The sequence below is a fragment of the Saccharopolyspora montiporae genome, assembly GCF_015209505.1.
Lineage (GTDB): Bacteria > Actinomycetota > Actinomycetes > Mycobacteriales > Pseudonocardiaceae > Saccharopolyspora > Saccharopolyspora montiporae.
In genome coordinates this window covers 73,952-89,816 of the sequence record NZ_JADEYC010000012.1, presented here as the reverse complement: position 1 = coordinate 89,816, position 15,865 = coordinate 73,952, and the positions used below count along the sequence as shown (strand labels likewise).

At 70.6% G+C, this 15,865-nt stretch carries 17 protein-coding genes; 10 read left to right on the top strand and 7 right to left on the bottom strand.

Annotated features, from left to right (window positions below):
• Positions 1–105: 105 nt before the first annotated feature.
• Positions 106–684 carry a murein hydrolase activator EnvC family protein gene (locus IQ251_RS19685; protein ID WP_370591261.1) on the bottom strand — a complete coding sequence of 193 codons (579 nt, stop codon included), beginning with the start codon at positions 682–684 and terminating at the stop codon, positions 106–108.
• A 366-nt stretch (positions 685–1,050) separates the two neighbouring features.
• On the opposite strand from IQ251_RS19685, the gene rpsB reads away from it, so the two are divergent.
• The 6 genes from rpsB (at position 1,051) to IQ251_RS07860 (ending at position 6,492) form a co-directional block, all read left to right on the top strand.
• A complete protein-coding gene (rpsB, locus tag IQ251_RS07885; protein ID WP_193927811.1) occupies positions 1,051–1,875 on the top strand; it encodes a 30S ribosomal protein S2 in 825 nt (274 codons plus the stop codon).
• 190 nt (positions 1,876–2,065) lie between these two features.
• Positions 2,066–2,881 carry a translation elongation factor Ts gene (gene tsf, locus IQ251_RS07880; RefSeq protein WP_193927810.1) on the top strand — a complete coding sequence of 272 codons (816 nt, stop codon included), beginning with the start codon at positions 2,066–2,068 and terminating at the stop codon, positions 2,879–2,881.
• A gap of 224 nt (positions 2,882–3,105) precedes the next feature.
• Positions 3,106–3,846, top strand: a complete 741-nt coding sequence (gene pyrH / locus IQ251_RS07875) for a UMP kinase (protein WP_193927809.1) — start codon at positions 3,106–3,108, stop codon at positions 3,844–3,846.
• Positions 3,847–4,024: 178 nt separating this feature from the next.
• A complete protein-coding gene (gene frr / locus IQ251_RS07870; RefSeq protein WP_193927808.1) occupies positions 4,025–4,582 on the top strand; it encodes a ribosome recycling factor in 558 nt (185 codons plus the stop codon).
• 330 nt (positions 4,583–4,912) lie between these two features.
• Positions 4,913–5,758, top strand: a complete 846-nt coding sequence (locus tag IQ251_RS07865; RefSeq protein ID WP_193927807.1) for a phosphatidate cytidylyltransferase — start codon at positions 4,913–4,915, stop codon at positions 5,756–5,758.
• Positions 5,758–6,492: a class I SAM-dependent methyltransferase gene (locus tag IQ251_RS07860; RefSeq protein WP_193927806.1), complete on the top strand. Its 735-nt coding sequence runs from the start codon at positions 5,758–5,760 to the stop codon at positions 6,490–6,492. The genes IQ251_RS07865 and IQ251_RS07860 overlap by 1 nt, the downstream gene beginning before the upstream one ends.
• A gap of 6 nt (positions 6,493–6,498) precedes the next feature.
• Here the strand turns inward: IQ251_RS07860 and IQ251_RS07855 are convergent, their stop codons facing one another.
• Positions 6,499–7,263 carry a VOC family protein gene (locus IQ251_RS07855; protein ID WP_228046348.1) on the bottom strand — a complete coding sequence of 255 codons (765 nt, stop codon included), beginning with the start codon at positions 7,261–7,263 and terminating at the stop codon, positions 6,499–6,501.
• Between the two features lie 224 nt (positions 7,264–7,487).
• Between IQ251_RS07855 and IQ251_RS07850 the strand changes: the two genes are divergently transcribed.
• Positions 7,488–7,922: a hypothetical protein gene (locus IQ251_RS07850; RefSeq protein WP_193927805.1), complete on the top strand. Its 435-nt coding sequence runs from the start codon at positions 7,488–7,490 to the stop codon at positions 7,920–7,922.
• Here IQ251_RS07850 and IQ251_RS07845 read toward each other — a convergent pair.
• Genes IQ251_RS07845 through IQ251_RS07830 form a run of 4 tightly spaced genes read right to left on the bottom strand, consistent with a single transcriptional unit; the run spans position 7,906 to position 11,207 of the window.
• Positions 7,906–8,583: a metal-dependent transcriptional regulator gene (locus tag IQ251_RS07845; protein ID WP_370591271.1), complete on the bottom strand. Its 678-nt coding sequence runs from the start codon at positions 8,581–8,583 to the stop codon at positions 7,906–7,908. The two genes, IQ251_RS07850 and IQ251_RS07845, sit on opposite strands and share 17 nt — an antisense overlap.
• Positions 8,584–8,596: 13 nt before the next feature.
• Positions 8,597–9,493: a metal ABC transporter permease gene (locus tag IQ251_RS07840; protein WP_193927803.1), complete on the bottom strand. Its 897-nt coding sequence runs from the start codon at positions 9,491–9,493 to the stop codon at positions 8,597–8,599.
• Positions 9,490–10,245 carry a metal ABC transporter ATP-binding protein gene (locus tag IQ251_RS07835; protein WP_193927802.1) on the bottom strand — a complete coding sequence of 252 codons (756 nt, stop codon included), beginning with the start codon at positions 10,243–10,245 and terminating at the stop codon, positions 9,490–9,492. The genes IQ251_RS07840 and IQ251_RS07835 overlap by 4 nt, the downstream gene beginning before the upstream one ends.
• Positions 10,242–11,207, bottom strand: a complete 966-nt coding sequence (locus IQ251_RS07830) for a metal ABC transporter substrate-binding protein (RefSeq protein WP_193927801.1) — start codon at positions 11,205–11,207, stop codon at positions 10,242–10,244. Before IQ251_RS07830 ends, IQ251_RS07835 begins: the two co-directional genes overlap by 4 nt.
• A gap of 77 nt (positions 11,208–11,284) precedes the next feature.
• On the opposite strand from IQ251_RS07830, the gene rlmN reads away from it, so the two are divergent.
• A complete protein-coding gene (gene rlmN / locus IQ251_RS07825) occupies positions 11,285–12,400 on the top strand; it encodes a dual-specificity RNA methyltransferase RlmN (RefSeq protein ID WP_193927800.1) in 1,116 nt (371 codons plus the stop codon).
• A gap of 70 nt (positions 12,401–12,470) precedes the next feature.
• On the opposite strand, the gene IQ251_RS07820 is transcribed toward rlmN, so the two are convergent.
• Positions 12,471–12,752, bottom strand: a complete 282-nt coding sequence (locus IQ251_RS07820; protein WP_193927799.1) for a DUF2631 domain-containing protein — start codon at positions 12,750–12,752, stop codon at positions 12,471–12,473.
• Positions 12,753–13,091: 339 nt separating this feature from the next.
• Between IQ251_RS07820 and dxr the strand changes: the two genes are divergently transcribed.
• Positions 13,092–14,366, top strand: a complete 1,275-nt coding sequence (dxr, locus tag IQ251_RS07815; protein ID WP_193927798.1) for a 1-deoxy-D-xylulose-5-phosphate reductoisomerase — start codon at positions 13,092–13,094, stop codon at positions 14,364–14,366.
• On the top strand, positions 14,367–15,650 hold the full coding sequence (locus IQ251_RS07810) for a M50 family metallopeptidase (RefSeq protein WP_193927797.1): 1,284 nt from the start codon (positions 14,367–14,369) through the stop codon (positions 15,648–15,650).
• Positions 15,651–15,865: the final 215 nt, after the last annotated feature.

The window sequence follows — 15,865 nt, the reverse complement described above, 5'->3', positions numbered from 1 at the left end:
TTCCGGATGCGCAGCGGGCGCGGCTGCTCCGGCCGGTTCGGCGGCGGGGTGTTCGCTGGCGGAGTGTTCGACGCTGGGGAGTTCGAAGACGGGTGGCCGCGCGCTTCACGCCGGACCACCCGTCCCGGGCGCGTCCGTCCACGGCAGCAGTCGCACGCGTCCCGAGGTGACCAACCGCAGCGGGTCCTCGTAGCGGGCGCCCTGTCGGGCGCCCCAGTGCAGGCAGGCCGCACCGGGTGGTGCGCTGCAGCCGGCGTGATCGGGTGCCACCTCGGCGATCTGCTGCCCGGCGTCCACCTCCGCACCGGCGGCAATCCCCGGATGCACCGGTTCGTAGGTCGTGCGCAGGTCGTCGTGGTGCTGGACCGACACGACCCCGCGACCGGCCACGACCCCCGCGTGCACCACGCGACCCGGTCCGGCCGCCAGCACGGGCTGGCCCGGTCCGGCCAGCAGGTCGACGCCGCGGTGGCCCGGGCCGAACGGGACGTCCGGCTCTTCGAACGGGCGGAGCACCTCCGGCGGTGGATCCAGCGGCCAGCGGAGGCCGCCCGCCGGAGCAGGTCCCGCGGCGGGCCGCGGTGCCGGCGGTGGTGCCGCGACCGCGAACGCGGTCGCGGAGCAGATCAGCAGCAGGCAGAGGGCGCACCAGGTGCGCACGAGGGGTGGAACGGCGTTGGGCACCCCTCCAGCCTGGGGAGACGATAGCTGCGGGCGGCAGTCCGAAGTCGCCGATCTGTGGATGAAGCGGACATCTGTGGACGGATTCGGTCCAGAGCTCGGAAGCGCGGCGGGATCGAGTACACTGTCCTGGCGGTTTCGTGTCCGCACGAACCGACTTCGCGTGCCTGCGCACAACCCCATCGCGAGCATCTGACGGGACGGCGTCCCGCAGGTCTGCGCGACGGTACCGGGGGCTCCGCGGTCCCCGCTCGGTTTCGAGCGGGGTGGAGCGCTCGGGCGGGCACCAGGGCGGTGGGCCACCCGGCTCGCCGCGTCAACCGAACCGCGCGCTTCGGCGCGCCCGACACACGAGGTGCGAATCAGGCCATGGCCGTCGTCACCATGAAGCAGCTGCTCGACAGCGGCGTGCACTTCGGGCACCAGACCCGTCGGTGGAACCCGAAGATGAAGCGCTACATCTTCACCGAGCGCAACGGCATCTACATCATCGACCTGCAGCAGACGCTGTCCTACATCGACGGCGCCTTCGACTTCGTCAAGCAGACGGTCGCGCACGGCGGGACGATCCTGTTCGTCGGCACCAAGAAGCAGGCGCAGGAAGCCATCGCCGAGCAGGCCCAGCGGGTCGGCATGCCGTTCGTCAACCAGCGCTGGCTGGGTGGCATGCTCACCAACTTCCAGACCGTGCACCGGCGTCTCCAGCGGCTCAAGGAGCTGGAGAGCATGGAGCAGACCGGTGGCTTCGAGGGCCGCACCAAGAAGGAAATCTTGATGCTGACCCGCGAGAAGGACAAGCTGGAGAAGACGCTCGGCGGTATCCGCGACATGAGCAGGGTGCCTAGTGCCGTGTGGATCGTGGACACCAAGAAGGAGCACATCGCCGTCGGCGAGGCCCGCAAGCTGGGCATCCCGGTCGTGGCGATCCTGGACACGAACTGTGACCCGGACGAGGTCGACTACCCGATCCCGGGCAACGACGACGCCATCCGCTCGGCCGCGCTGCTCACCCGCGTCTTGGCCGACGGTGTCGCCGAGGGCCTGATGGCCCGCAGCGGCCGCAGCAACGGCGCTGCCGAGGGCGAGGAGAAGGAGTCCACGGGCAGCGAGCCGCTGGCCGAGTGGGAGAAGGAGCTGCTCGCCGGGTCCGGCCAGGGTGCCGAGGGCTCCGGAGAGCAGCCCGCGCAGTCCTGATCCGCCGCTGCGCACCCGCCCCGGTTGCGGGTGCGCAGCGCGGTCCGGCCGCGTGCCCGGCACACTGGGAGGTGCCGCGCCCGGTGCGGAACTGCGCCCGCGAACCGGCCCGGAGTGCCGCGACCGGTGCCCGCCGCGTTCGTGCATGATCGTTTTCCCGCTGCGTACGACACAGAACGGATAACGCACTATGGCTAACTTCAGTGCGGCCGACGTCAAGCGTCTCCGCGAGATGACCGGCGCCGGCATGATGGACTGCAAGAAGTCGCTCGAAGAAGCGGACGGCGACTTCGACAAGGCCGTGGAAGCCCTGCGCATCAAGGGCGCCAAGGACGTCGGCAAGCGCGCCGAGCGCAGCACTGCCGAGGGCCTGATCGCCGCCGACGGCGGGGTCATGATCGAGCTCAACAGCGAGACCGACTTCGTGGCCAAGAACGACGAGTTCGTCGAACTGGCCAACAAGGTCGTCGGCGCGCTCAAGGCCGCCGGTGCCGGTGACCTGGAGTCCGCCGCCGCCGCGCCGCTGGACGGCAAGACGGTGGGCGACGTCATCCACGACCTCTCGGCCAAGATCGGCGAGAAGCTGGAGCTGCGCCGGGTCGCGAACCTGGACGGCGAGGTGGCCACCTACCTGCACCGCCGCTCCGGGGACCTGCCGCCCGCGGTCGGTGTGCTGGTCGAGTACACCGGTTCGGACAGCGAGACCGCCCGCGGGGTGGCCATGCAGGTCGCGGCGCTCAAGCCCGTCTACCTGACCCGCGAGGACGTCCCGGAGGACGTCGTGGCCAACGAGCGGCGCATCGCCGAGGAGACGGCCAAGGCCGAGGGCAAGCCGGAGAAGGCCATGCCCAAGATCATCGAGGGTCGCTTGAACGGGTACTTCAAGGAGAACGTGCTGCTGGACCAGCCGTCCGTGCAGGACAACAAGAAGACCGTCCAGGCCCTGCTCGACGAGGCCGGCGTGACCGTGCGCAACTTCGTCCGCTTCGAGGTCGGCCAGTCCTGACCGTCGCCTGCGCCGCCCGGGTCCCGGGTGGCGGACGAGCACCTCGTCCACCGGTCCGGCCGGGTTCGCCCCGGTCGGACCGGACAGCCGGGCATCCGGCACCCGCGCCCCGCCTTCGTCCGCAAGGCGGGGCGTTTTCTCGGAAGCGCTCGCCTCCGCGGCGACCGGACAGCGGTGGACCACCGCCAGATGAAGGCATCGATGAACCTCGCGGGAGGAATCCAGTGACCGATGACGGCGCTTCGCACCACGGCTACGGCAGAGTGATGCTGAAGCTGGGCGGTGAGATGTTCGGCGGGGGGAGCGTCGGGATCGATCCGGACGTGGTCGGCACTGTGGCCAGGCAGATCGCCGAAGTGGTCGCGGACGGTGCCGAGGTCGCCATCGTGATCGGCGGCGGCAACTTCTTCCGCGGCGCCGAACTGCAGCAGCGCGGGATGGAACGTGCGCGCGGCGACTACATGGCCATGCTCGGCACGGTGATGAACTGCCTGGCCCTGCAGGACTTCCTGGAGCGCGAGCACGGCGTCGACACGCGGGTGATGACCGCCATCGAGATGGGCCAGGTCGCTGAGCCCTACATTCCGCGCCGGGCGATGCGGCACATGGAGAAGGGCCGCGTGGTCATCTTCGGTGCGGGCACCGGTATGCCGTACTTCTCTACCGACACGACCGCCGCGCAGCGCGCGCTGGAGATCGGGTGCGAGGTGGTGCTCATGGCCAAGGGCGTCGACGGCGTCTACACGGCCGACCCCAAGACCGATCCGGAAGCCCGGTTGTTCGACGGCATCACGCACCGCGAGGTGCTGGAGCGCGGGCTGAAGGTGGCCGATACGACCGCGTTCAGCTTGTGCATGGACAACCACCTGCCGATCCTCGTGTTCAACTTGCTGGAAGACGGCAACATCGCGCGGGCCGTCGGCGGTGAGAAGATCGGGACATTGGTCAGCACACCAGCCCAGTGAGCACACCAGCCCAGTGAGCACACCGGCCCGGTGAGCACGCCGGCCCAGCAACACCCCGGTCCAGGAGAACGTCCGGGCGGGCTGGGATCCTGGCGGTAGGTGCCGGGCCCGTGCGGCCCGCGCAGCGCAGCAGGCGACACTTGCAATGTCCACCGGTTGGCAGACCTAAGGAGCAACCGTGATCGACGAAGCTCTCCTCGACGGCGAGGAGAAGATGCAAAAGGCGGTGCAGGTGGCCAAGGACGACCTGGCCACGGTGCGCACCGGCCGCGCGAACCCCGCGATGTTCTCCGGCATCGTCGTCGAGTACTACGGTTCGCCGACGCCGTTGAACCAACTGGCCAGCATCTCCGTGCCCGAGGCGCGGATGGTCGTGATCAAGCCCTACGACGCCAGCCAGCTCAAGGCGATGGAGACCGCCATCCGCGACTCCGACCTCGGCGTGAATCCCTCCAACGACGGCCAGCTGATCCGCGTCGTGATCCCGCAGATGACCGAGGAGCGGCGCAAGGAGATGGTCAAGCTCGCCAAGCAGAAGGGCGAGGACGCCAAGATCACGCTGCGCGGCATCCGCCGGAAGGTCAAGGAGGAGATCGACCGGGTCGTCAAGGACGGCGAGGCCGGCGAGGACGAGGGGACCCGCGGCGAGAAGGAGCTGGAGAACATCACGCACCGCTACGTCGCGCAGGTCGACGACCTCGTCAAGAACAAGGAAGCCGAGCTGCTGGAGGTCTGAGCACCCGCGGCCTGCGCGCCTCGGCGCGCGGCCGCTGCAGCGCGTGCGAGCCGAGGTGGTGCGGCGCATCCTCGGCCGGTGGGGGTCGTCCAGCGCCATCCGGGCGCGGAGCGGCAGACCCGCGGGCCGGGCGCCCGCGGGTGGAGCAGCTGCGCATCGAGGCCCCGCCCCCGGGGCCGGGCGCGCTGATGCCGAGCGGATCGGAGCTCGGGGGTGGCCGGTGCTGCCCCGCGAGCGGATGTAGATGCGCCCACACCGCACAATGGGATGACTTCATGAGGACAGGGTTTCGGAGTGGTGACGGCCGGCCAACGCGAAGGTGAGTCCGGAATGGCAACTGACGCCCCGGGTCCGCCGTCGCGGCCGTCCAGGGCGGGACGTGATCTGCGCGCCGCGATCGCCGTCGGAGTGGTGCTCGGTGCCGCGATCATCGTCTCGCTGATCACGGTCCGGTTCCTGTTCATCGGGGTGGTGGCCGCGGCTGCCGGTGTCGCTGCCGCCGAGCTCGCCGGTGCGCTCAATCGCGGGGCCGGCATCCGGGTATCGCTGGTCCCGGTCCTGGTCGGCGGGCAGGCGACGATCTGGTTGTCCTGGCCGTTCGGCTTGCGGGGCGCGCTGATCGCGTTCGTGATCACCACGCTCGTGTGTCTGGCGTGGCGGTTCCGGCACGGCGCCGAGGGTTACCTGCGCGATGTCACGGCCTCGGTGTTCACCGCCGCCTACGTGGGGCTGTTCGCCGCGTTCGCCGCGATGCTGGTGCCGCCGGACGACGGTGCGTTCCGCGCGCTGTGCTTCATGATCGGCGTGGTCGCCTCGGATACCGGCGGCTACATCTTCGGCGTGCTGCTGGGCAAGCACCCGATGGCGCCGAAGGTCAGCCCGAAGAAGTCCTGGGAGGGCTTCGCCGGCTCGATGCTGTTCGGGCTGGTGTCCGGGGCGCTGTCCGTGACGCTGCTGCTCGGCGGGCAGTGGTGGCAGGGTGCGCTGTTCGGCATCGCCCTCGTGTGCAGCGCGACCATCGGTGACCTGATGGAGTCGCTGATCAAGCGCGATCTGGGAATCAAGGACATGGGCACCATGCTGCCCGGGCACGGTGGGCTGATGGACCGGATGGACTCGCTGCTCCCGTCGGCGGTGGTCGCCTGGATGATGCTGTTCTGGCTGGTCCCGGCCTGATGTTCGGCAGCCGCACCGAGCGGGCGCGCCCGGAGGTCACACCCAGCCCGAACATCTGGCACTGGCCGGACGTCTACGAGCTGGAGAACCGGGCCCAGGACAACACCGGGGCGATCTGGCAGGAGCTGGGCGCCCGGTGCCGCTGGTCCGGTGCCGACGTGGTCGACGTCGGATGCGGGGACGGATTCCACCTGCCGCTGTTCGCGGCGACCGCGCGCACCGTCGTGGGCGTCGAACCGCACGCGCCGCTGGCCGAGCGGGCCCGGGAGCGCCTCACCGGGGTTCCGGGAGTGGACGTGCGCACGGCCCCCGCCCAGCGGCTGCCGCTGGGCGACGGCAGCGTCGATCTCGTGCACGCGCGCACCGCCTACTTCTTCGGACCCGGGTGCGAGCCGGGACTGGCCGAGGCCGAGCGGGTGCTGCGGCCGGGCGGTGCGCTGGTGGTCGTGGACCTGGACCTGGCCGCCGAACCCTACGGCGGGTGGATGCGCGCGGACGCACCGCAGCTGGACCCGGCGGAGATCGAGCGGTTCTTCGAGCTGCACGGCTTCCGCAGTACCGCGGTGGACACGCTGTGGCGCTTCGACGACCGGGAGAGCCTGGCAGCCGTGCTGCGCATCGAGTTCTCCGCCCGGGTGGCCGAGCGCGCGATGCGGCGCACCCCCGGGTGCGCGCTGCCGGTCGGGTACCGGGTGCGGGTTCGGCACAAGCCGTCCGGCTTGGTGGGCGGCTGAGCCCCGTCACTCGCCGGTGCGTGCCGAGGTGTCGATCACGAAGAACGCGGTACCGGCCGGATCGGTGAGCAGGGCGGTCCGGCCGTGCGGCGAGTCCGACGGTTCCCGGCGCACCGATCCGCCCAGCTGGGCAGCGCGGGAGGTGGTGGTGTCCACGTCCTGATCCGGGTTGACCTGCATGTACACCTGCCAGCCCGGACTCTGCTCGCTGAGCGCCCCGGTCGTCTCGAACCGCCCGAGCGCGGGCAGGTCGTCGAGATACCAGACGGTGTAATCGAACACCCCGCTCGGTTCGCCGATCTGTTCCTGGGTGTACCCGAGCAGATCGCGGTAGAAGGGATCGGCCGCCGCTCCGTCCGGGGTGTGCAGCTCCGCCCAGCACAGCATTCCCGCGTGATCGCGACCGAAGGCGCCGTTCGGCGGAGCGTGCCAGAGCCCGACGGGCGCGCCGGACGGGTCTTCGGCAACCAGGAACGTCTCGTCGGCCGGCGTGTCCGTCGGTGCCACGAGGACCTTGCCGCCGAGATCCCGGATGCGCTGCACCGATTCGCGGGCGCCGCCGCATTCCAGGTAGAGCGTCCATGCCTCGGGCTCGGGATGCTCGCGCGGGCGCAGCCCGGCCACCGGTACCGCGTCTTTGGTGGCGACGCTGTAGTCCGGACGTTCGGTCCAGCGCCAGCCCAGCAACGCGGTGTAGAAGTCGCGCCGACCGGGCAGGTCGTCGGCCGCCAGGTCCATCCAAGCCGGGGCACCCACCGGAATCGCCATCATCGACCGCCTTTCCGCACGAAGTGGATGCGCCCAGTCTGGGCGCGCCGACCCGGTGGCGCAGCCGGTGGACCGAGCGGAACTGCGGCCTTCATCGCAGGGTCGGCGCCGCCGAATGCAGCCTTGATCCACTGCTGGCGGACGTGGTCGACTGGCCTGGTCACTCAGTGTGCGGTGCGGCATGTCTGAGGAACCGATGTGCACACCGAGGAGCGACGGGAGCGGGTATGGCCGACCGCGCGGCCGGGCCGGTCACCGCGGGGTTGAACCAGCTCGCGGACCTGGACCGGCATGAACGCACCAGGATCATGCGCCAGCTGCGCGAGCAGTACCCGGTGTTCCGCTCGATGGTCGTGCACGTGGCGATCGCCCGGAGCCTCGGCTTCGCCTCCGCTCTGGTACTCGCGCTCGCGGTCGTGCTCATCGCCGAAGGGGCGCCGACCTGGTCGGCGGGAGTGCTGATCTTCGCCGGTATCGCGGGGTTCGGGTACGCCGTGGTCGCGCTCACGGACAGCCGCTTCGACCTGCTGCTGGCCGTGCTGGGTGCGCACCGGACCGACGAGCTGCGCAGCAGACTGGTGACCGAGCAGCTCTACGGGGAGGAGCAGTCCGAGCAGGCCCCGGGGAACGCGGTGGCCGAGCGGGTCACCGGTGCACGCTGATCGACAGCGCCGCGGCGATCTCGGTGCCCAGGAAGTGCGTCTCGGCCTCCGGCGGTTCGCCGACGTGCGCGACGAGCGGGCCGCCGAACGGTTTGCGCTCCACGATCTCGATCCGCGCGCCCAGCACCATGCCGTTGTCGGTGAGGTAGCGCAGCAGCTCCGAATCGGTGTCCCAGACGCGGGCGATCGTGCCCACGGTCCCCGGATCGGCCTGGTCCAGCAGCAGCGTCGTGGGCATCTCGACCACGCCGTCCGAGCTGGGGATGGGGTCGCCGTGCGGATCGTGCGTCGGATGGCCCAGCTTGGCCGAGATGTGCTCGACGAGTTCGTCCGAGACGGCGTGCTCCAGCACATCGGCCTCGTGGTGTACCTCGTCCCAGGTGTAGTCGAGCTCCTCGACCAGGAACAGCTCGATGAGCCGGTGCCGGCGCAGCACCTCGTAGGCCAGCCTGCGGCCGTCGGTGGTCAGCTCGACGCTGCGGTAGCGCACGTGCGTGACCAGTCCGAGCTGCGCGAGCTTGTTGAGCATGCCCGACACGGAGGAGGGGCTCAGCCCCAGCCGGTGGGTCAGCGTCGCGTTCGTGACGGGCACGCCCCGCTCGCTCAGCCCGTAGATCGCCCGGAGGTAGTCCTCGACGGACGGCGAGGGGCGCTCGGCCATGCTCGTCATGCCTTCACGATACGGGCGGAGCGGCCTCGTGTTCGACACGCCCGCTGGTGGGGCTGCGCCTGCGGGCGAGGCGCGCCACGAGCCCTTCTCGCGGCGCCGCGAGGTAGGCGATTGCGAACACGACGGTCTGGCACAGCACGATCATGCCACCGGTCGACGCGTCTGCGTAGAAGCTGAGGTACGTGCCCGCCACGGCGGACAGCACCGAGAGCGCCGCCGCGACCGACAGCATCCGGCCGAACCGCCGAGTGAGCAGGAACGCGGTCGCGCCGGGTGTGATCAGCATCGCGGTCACCAGGATGACGCCGACCGCCTGCAGGGCCACCACCACGGTCAGCGCCAGCATCGTCAGCAGCAGCGCACCGATCCGGCGGGGGCTCAGCCCGATCGCGTGCGCGTGGGTGGGATCGAACGCGTAGAGCGTCAGGTCGCGTCGTTTCACCAGGGCCAGCACCAGGACCAGCACGGCGATGACCAGCACCTGGAAGATGTCGCCGTCGGTCACGCCGAGCACGTTGCCGAACAGGATGTGGTCGAGGTCGACCTGGCTGGGGATCCGGGAGATCAGCACCATGCCCAATGCGAACAACCCGGTGAACACGACCCCGATCGCCGCATCGCCCTTGATCCGGGTCGTCGAGCGGACCCCGGCGATCAGTGCGACGGCCAGCGCGCCGAACACGAACGCGCCCACCGAGAACGGCACGGACAGCACGTAGGCCAACACCACCCCGGGCAACACGGCGTGCGACACGGCGTCGCCGAGCAGCGACCAGCCGATCAGCGTCACCCAGCAGGACAGCAGCGCGCACACCAGCGCGGCGACCACGCTGATCAGCAGGGCCCGCTGCATGAACCCGAACTGCAGGGGTTCGATCACCGACTCCCAGATCCCGGTCATGCCGCCTCCGGATCCGAATCCGCACCGAAGGTGCGCGCCAGCACCTCGGGTGCGAGCACCTCGTCGACCGGGCCGTGCGCGACGACCCGCTGGTGCAGCAGCACCGCTTCGTCGCACAGCGCGGGCACGCTGGCCAGGTCGTGCGTGGAGATGACCACCGTGCGCCCCTCGTCGCGGAGTTCGCGCAGTACCCCGCTGATCATCGCTTCCGATCTCTTGTCCACCCCGGCGAACGGCTCGTCCAGCAGCACGAGCCGGGCCTGCTGCGCGATCCCGCGCGCCACGAACGCCCGCTTGCGCTGTCCGCCGGACAACGCGCCGATCGAGGCGTGGGCCTGCTCGGCCAGCCCGACGCGTTCCAGCGCCGCTGCGACGGCGTCCCGGTCCGCCCGGCGCGGCGATCGGGTCGGTCCGAGGTGCCCGTACCGGCCCATCATCACCACCTCGGTGACGGTGACCGGGAATGTCCAGTCGACCGCCTCGGACTGCGGCACGTAGGCGATCAGCCCGTCCTTGCGGGCCCGCCGCGGTTCGCGGTCCAGCAGCCGGATGCTGCCCGAGTCGGCGCGCACCAGGCCGGTGAGCGTCTTGAACAGCGTGGACTTCCCGGACCCGTTCACGCCGAGCAGTCCGCAGATGCGCGTGGTACCGACCTGCAGCGAGACGTGGTCGAGGGCCCGCGTGCTGCCGTAGCGCACGGTCAGGTCCGCTACCTGGACGGCCGGGGCCGCTGCGGTGTTGTCCCCGCTCACCGATGCTCACCCCGCAGCGCCGCGACGATGCTGCGCGCGTCGTGCCGCAGCAGGTCCAGGTAGGTCGGCACGGGCCCTTCCGGGCCGGACAGCGAGTCGACGTAGAGCTCGGGGCCCAGCCGCGCGCCGGTCTCGGCGGCGACCTGGCGCTGGGCCTTGTCGCTGACAGTGGATTCGCAGAACACGGCGGGGACACCGCTCTCGCGCACGAACCTGGTCGTGTCGGTGATCTGCTGCGGTGTGCCCTCCTCGCCGCTGTTGACCGGCCACAGGTACGCCTCGTCGAGCCCGGCGTCGCGGGCCAGGTAGGAGAAGGCACCTTCGCAGGTCACCAGGGCCCGGTGCCGGTCCGGTACCGTGTCGAGCTCGCGGTGCAGGTACCGGTCCACCTGGTCCAGCTGCTGCCGGTAGTGCTCGGCGTTGCTGCGGTACACGGGTTCTCCTCCCGGATCCAGGCGGATGAAGGCGTCCCGGATGTTGTCCACGTAGACGGCGGCTTCGCGCGGGGACATCCACGCGTGCGGGTTGGCCCCGCCGGGGGGATCGGTGCTGCTGGAGGGGTCGGTGCTGCCCTGCCGGTCGCCCGCGGCGATCGGGATCGGGGTGATGCCCTCGCTGACCGTGACGTGTCGGGCTTCGCTGCGCTCGACGAACCGGCCGAACCAGCTCTCCAGGCCCAGGCCGTTGTCCAGGACGAGGTCGGCCTTGGCGGCATCGAGCATGTCGCTGGGCGTGGGGTCGTAACCGTGCACCTCGGCGCCGGGCTTGGTGATGGAGTGCACGTCGATGCGGTCCCCGGCCACGTTGCGCGCCATATCGGCCAGGACGGTGAACGTGGTGACGACCTGCTTGCGCTCGTCGTCCCGCGACTCGGTGGCCGTGGTGCAGCCGGTGGCGGACACGCACAGCACCAGCACGACGACGAACAGGTTTCGTCGAGCCGATTCACTCGATTTCGTCACGGCGAAACCGTACCCCGCCGCCGGTGGGCAACCAAGGTGCGGTGATCGGGCTCGCACGTGGGACACTGGGCAGCGTTATGCCTGCGACCTCATCGCTCCCCCTCGTCTTCGACGCCCCGCGCCGGGGCATGCCGCCGCGCCACCTGGCCGACATGTCCGCCGCCGAGCGGCGCGCGGCCGTGACCGAGCTGGGGGAGAAGGCGTTCCGCGCGCGCCAGCTCGCCCAGCACTACTTCGGGCGGCTCAACGCCGACTCGGCCGCGATGACCGATCTGCCCGCGGCCAGCAGGGAGCAGCTCGGGCAGCAGCTCCTGCCTCAGCTGCTGTCCCCGGTGCGCAACGTGGACACGGACGAGGGCACGACCCGCAAGACCCTGTGGCGGGCACACGACGGGACGATGCTGGAAAGCGTGCTGATGCGCTATCCGGACCGCGCGACGGTGTGCGTCTCCAGCCAGGCGGGCTGCGGGATGGCTTGCCCGTTCTGCGCGACCGGCCAGGGCGGGCTGCAGCGCAACCTGTCCACCGCCGAGATCGTGGACCAGGTGCGCGCGTCCGCGGCGATGATGCGCGACGGCGAGGTGCCCGGCGGTCCGGGCCGGCTGTCCAACGTCGTGTTCATGGGCATGGGCGAACCGCTGGCCAACTACCGCCGCGTGATCGACGCGGTGCACCGGATCTGCGACCCGGCCCCGGACGGTCTGGGCCTGTCCCAGCGCTCGGTCACCGTGTCCACGGTCGGCCTGGTGCCCGCGATCCGGAAGATGATCGCCGAGGACCTCAACGTCACGTTGGCGGTGTCCCTGCACACTCCGGACGACGAGTTGCGCGACACGCTGGTCCCGGTCAACAACCGGTGGAAGGTGGCCGAGGTCCTCGACGCCGCCCGCGGGTATGCCGACAACACCGGCCGCCGGGTGTCCATCGAGTACGCGCTGATTCGCGATGTCAACGACCACGCCTGGCGGGCCGACTTGCTGGGCAAGCTGCTGCACCGGCACCTCGGGCAGTTCGCGCACGTCAACCTCATCCCGCTGAACCCCACGCCGGGTTCGGAGTGGGATGCCAGCCCCAAGCCGGTGGAGCGGGAGTTCGTCCGGCGGGTGCGCGCGGCGGGGGTGCCGTGCACGGTGCGCGATACCCGCGGCCAGGAGATCGCCGCGGCTTGCGGTCAACTCGCCGCCGAGGAGTGAGCCGGGCCGCACCCGGTGCGGAGCAGGAAAAACCGCCCCCGCGCGAGCGAGGGCGGTCGGGTGCGCGGGTTCAGCCGCGGGCGCGCTTCTTCTTGCGCAGGTCGTAGAACAGCCCGGCGACCAGGGCAAGCGTGATGCCGATGAGGTAGAAGTCCTCGATCTTGAAGGCGTCCCCGCCGCTGACGATGCCCTGGTGGTTGTCGAAGAGCATGAACACCATGGCGATCACGGAGATCCAGCCACCGATCTGCGTGCCCTTCGGGAAGCCTCCGTGCCAGCCCCACTCGACCGACGGTTCCTCGGCCGGGTCGACGGCTTGGCCGGGCTTCTTCTCCAGCTCGGTGCTCGCCATGATCCCCTCCTGTGCCAGACCGGCCGCCGGCCGGCGGACGATGCGCGATCCGGAGCTGCGGTGCGAGGCCGCTGCCCCATGGTCACATCCTTGCACACGCCGTCCGCGCGCGAGCTCGCGCCTGCCCGCGCGCGGACGGCGCACGAGGTGCTGCAGCACGTGTTCGCAGGCGCCCGGTGCGCGGTCCTTCCTCCCCGGCCCGCCGGTCTGCGGACCCGACCGCGGCTACTCCGCGCACCGGGTTCGCCACGCCCGGTTCCTGCGGAATGCCCGATGACGATGACCGGCAATCGTGATTTGTGCACCGCGAGCGGCCGGGGCTCACCTGCTTCGGGGAGAATGGCGGCGATGTACCCCGACACCGCAGCCCCCGCCGCGACCCTGCAGCAACCCGCAGACCGGGAACGGGCCGACGCTCCCCGGAGCGTGCTGGTACTGGGTTCCACCGGATCCATCGGAACGCAGGCCCTGGACCTCATCGACCGCAACCCGGACCGGTTCCGCGTCGCCGGTTTGGCCGCGGGCGGGCGCGACCCGCGTGCGCTGGCCGAGCAGGCCGTGCGCTTCCACGTCGGTGCGGTGGCCGTGGGGGCGGACGCGCGGGAGGAGGTCGAACGGGCGCTGCGCGATGCGGCCGACCGCAGCGGCCTGGGCGCGCAGTTCCGGATGCCCCGGCTGCTGACCGGTCCGGGCGCGGTGACCGAGCTCATCGACAGCACCCCGGCCGACGTCGTGCTCAACGGAGTGGACGGCTCGCGCGGACTGCCGCTGACCCTGCACGCGCTGGCGACCGGAGCGCAGCTGGCACTGGCGAACAAGGAATCGCTGATCGCCGGCGGACCGCTGGTGCTCGACGCCGCCAGCAGGGGCCAGATCGTCCCGGTCGACTCCGAGCACTCGGCTCTGGCGCAGTCGCTGGGCGGCGGCCGCGGTGCCGAGGTGTCCCGGCTGGTGCTCACCGCCTCGGGCGGACCGTTCCGCGGGCGCAAGCGGGCGGACCTGGTCGACGTCACGGTGCAGCAGGCCCTGGCGCACCCGACCTGGTCGATGGGCGACGTGGTCACCATCAATTCGGCGACGTTGGTCAACAAGGGACTGGAACTGATCGAGGCGCACCTGCTGTTCGGCGTGGACTACGACCGGATCGACGTCGTGGTGCACCCGCAGTCCATCGTGCATTCGATGGTGACGTTCCTCGACGGATCCACTCTGGCGCAGGCGAGTCCGCCGAACATGCGCATCCCGATCGCCCTGGGGCTGGACTGGCCCCGCCGGGTGCCGGATGCCGCGCCGGCGCTGGATTTCAGCACGGCCCAGGAGTGGACCTTCGAGCCGGTCGACGACGAAGCCTTCCCCGCGGTCGAGCTGGCCCGGCACGCCGGCAGCGGCGGCGGTTGCCTGCCCGCGGTCTACAACGCCGCCAACGAGCAAGCACTGGCCGCGTTCGTCGACGGGCGGCTGGGTTTCACCGAGATCGTGCACACTGTGGGACGTGTGCTGGCCGATGCGGATCGGTGGAAGGCGGCACCGGCAGGTTTGGACGACGTGTTCGCGGCCGAGGAATGGGCGCGCGTGCGCGCCGACGAGCTGATCACCGCGAGGAAGGTGCAGTAGATGCTGGTCGTGATTGGCATCGTCGTCTTCTTCCTGGGTCTGCTGTTCTCGATCGCCTGGCACGAGCTCGGCCACATGCTCACCGCCAAGATGTTCGGGATCAAGGTCACCCAGTACATGGTCGGTTTCGGCCGGACGCTGTGGTCGACGAAGAAGGGCGATACCGAGTACGGGATCAAGGCCATCCCGTTCGGCGGCTACATCCGGATGATCGGGATGTTCCCGCCGAAGCAGGACGAGGAGTACGGCCGCACTGCCTCCTCTGCGCCGTGGCGCGTCATGATCGAGGACGCCCGGGAAGCGGCCGCGGAGGAGGTGCCGCCCGAGGACGCGCACCGGCAGTTCTACCAGCGCAAGCCGTGGAAGCGGATCATCGTCATGCTGGCGGGCCCGGTGATGAACCTCATCCTGGCCGTGGGCATCTTCACCGCGATCCTCATGGGGCACGGCATCGCCCAGCCGACCACCACCGTCGGCGAGGTCAACGAGTGCGTGCTGCCCGGCGACGCGCAGAACACCGCGGAATGCCCGCCGGGAGCGCCCGCCGCGCCCGCGGCCGCCGCGGGTTTCCAGCCCGGCGACCGGATCGTGGAGTTCAACGGCCAGCGCTACGACGAGTGGGAAGACCTGCAGCAAGGCATCCGGGACTCGCACGGCACCGTGCCGGTGGTCGTGGAGCGCGGGGGGCAGGAGGTCCCGCTGGAAGCCACGCTCATGCAGACCGAGCGGCCCAAGCCGAACTCGCCCAGCGACTACGAGCGGGTCGGTTTCCTCGGGCTCAGCCCGACCCAGCCGATCGTGAAGCAGGACATCCCCGGGGTCGTCGACACCATCGGCGGGTTCGTGACGTTGACCGCGCAGAAGGTCATCGAGCTGCCGCAGCGGGTGCCCGACCTGGTCAGCGCGATCGGCGGTGAGGAACGGGCCGAGGACTCGCCGGTCGGGATCGTGGGTGCCAGCCGGCTGGGCGGCGAGGTGCTGTCCACCGACCAGATCAGCGCCGACGGCCGGGTAATGATGCTGTTCAACCTGCTGGCCGGCGTGAACCTGTCGTTGTTCGTGTTCAACATGCTGCCGCTGCTGCCGCTGGACGGCGGGCACGTCGCCGGTGCGTCCTGGGAGTCGCTCCGCAAGCGGTTCGCCGGGATCTTCCGCAGGCCCGATCCCGGTCCGTTCGACACTGCGCGGCTGATGCCGCTGGCCTACTGCGTCAGCCTGCTGTTCATCGCCTACTCGTTGCTGGTGCTCGTGGCCGACATCGTGAACCCGGTGACGTTCTTCTAGGGACCGCTTCGTCAGCGGCGGTTCGGCACAGCCTGGGGCGGGGTCGGGCGAATCTCACCCGAACGGCACGGGTGGCCTTCGGGTACGGCGGGCGGCGCTCGGCCGTGCCGAAGGCGAGACCGGTGCGGGACCACGGGCGGCGCCCGATGTGCCATGCGCACGGTCCAGTCCACCCCTCGCGTGGCCGAAGAACGCGCGGTGAACACCACGGAACG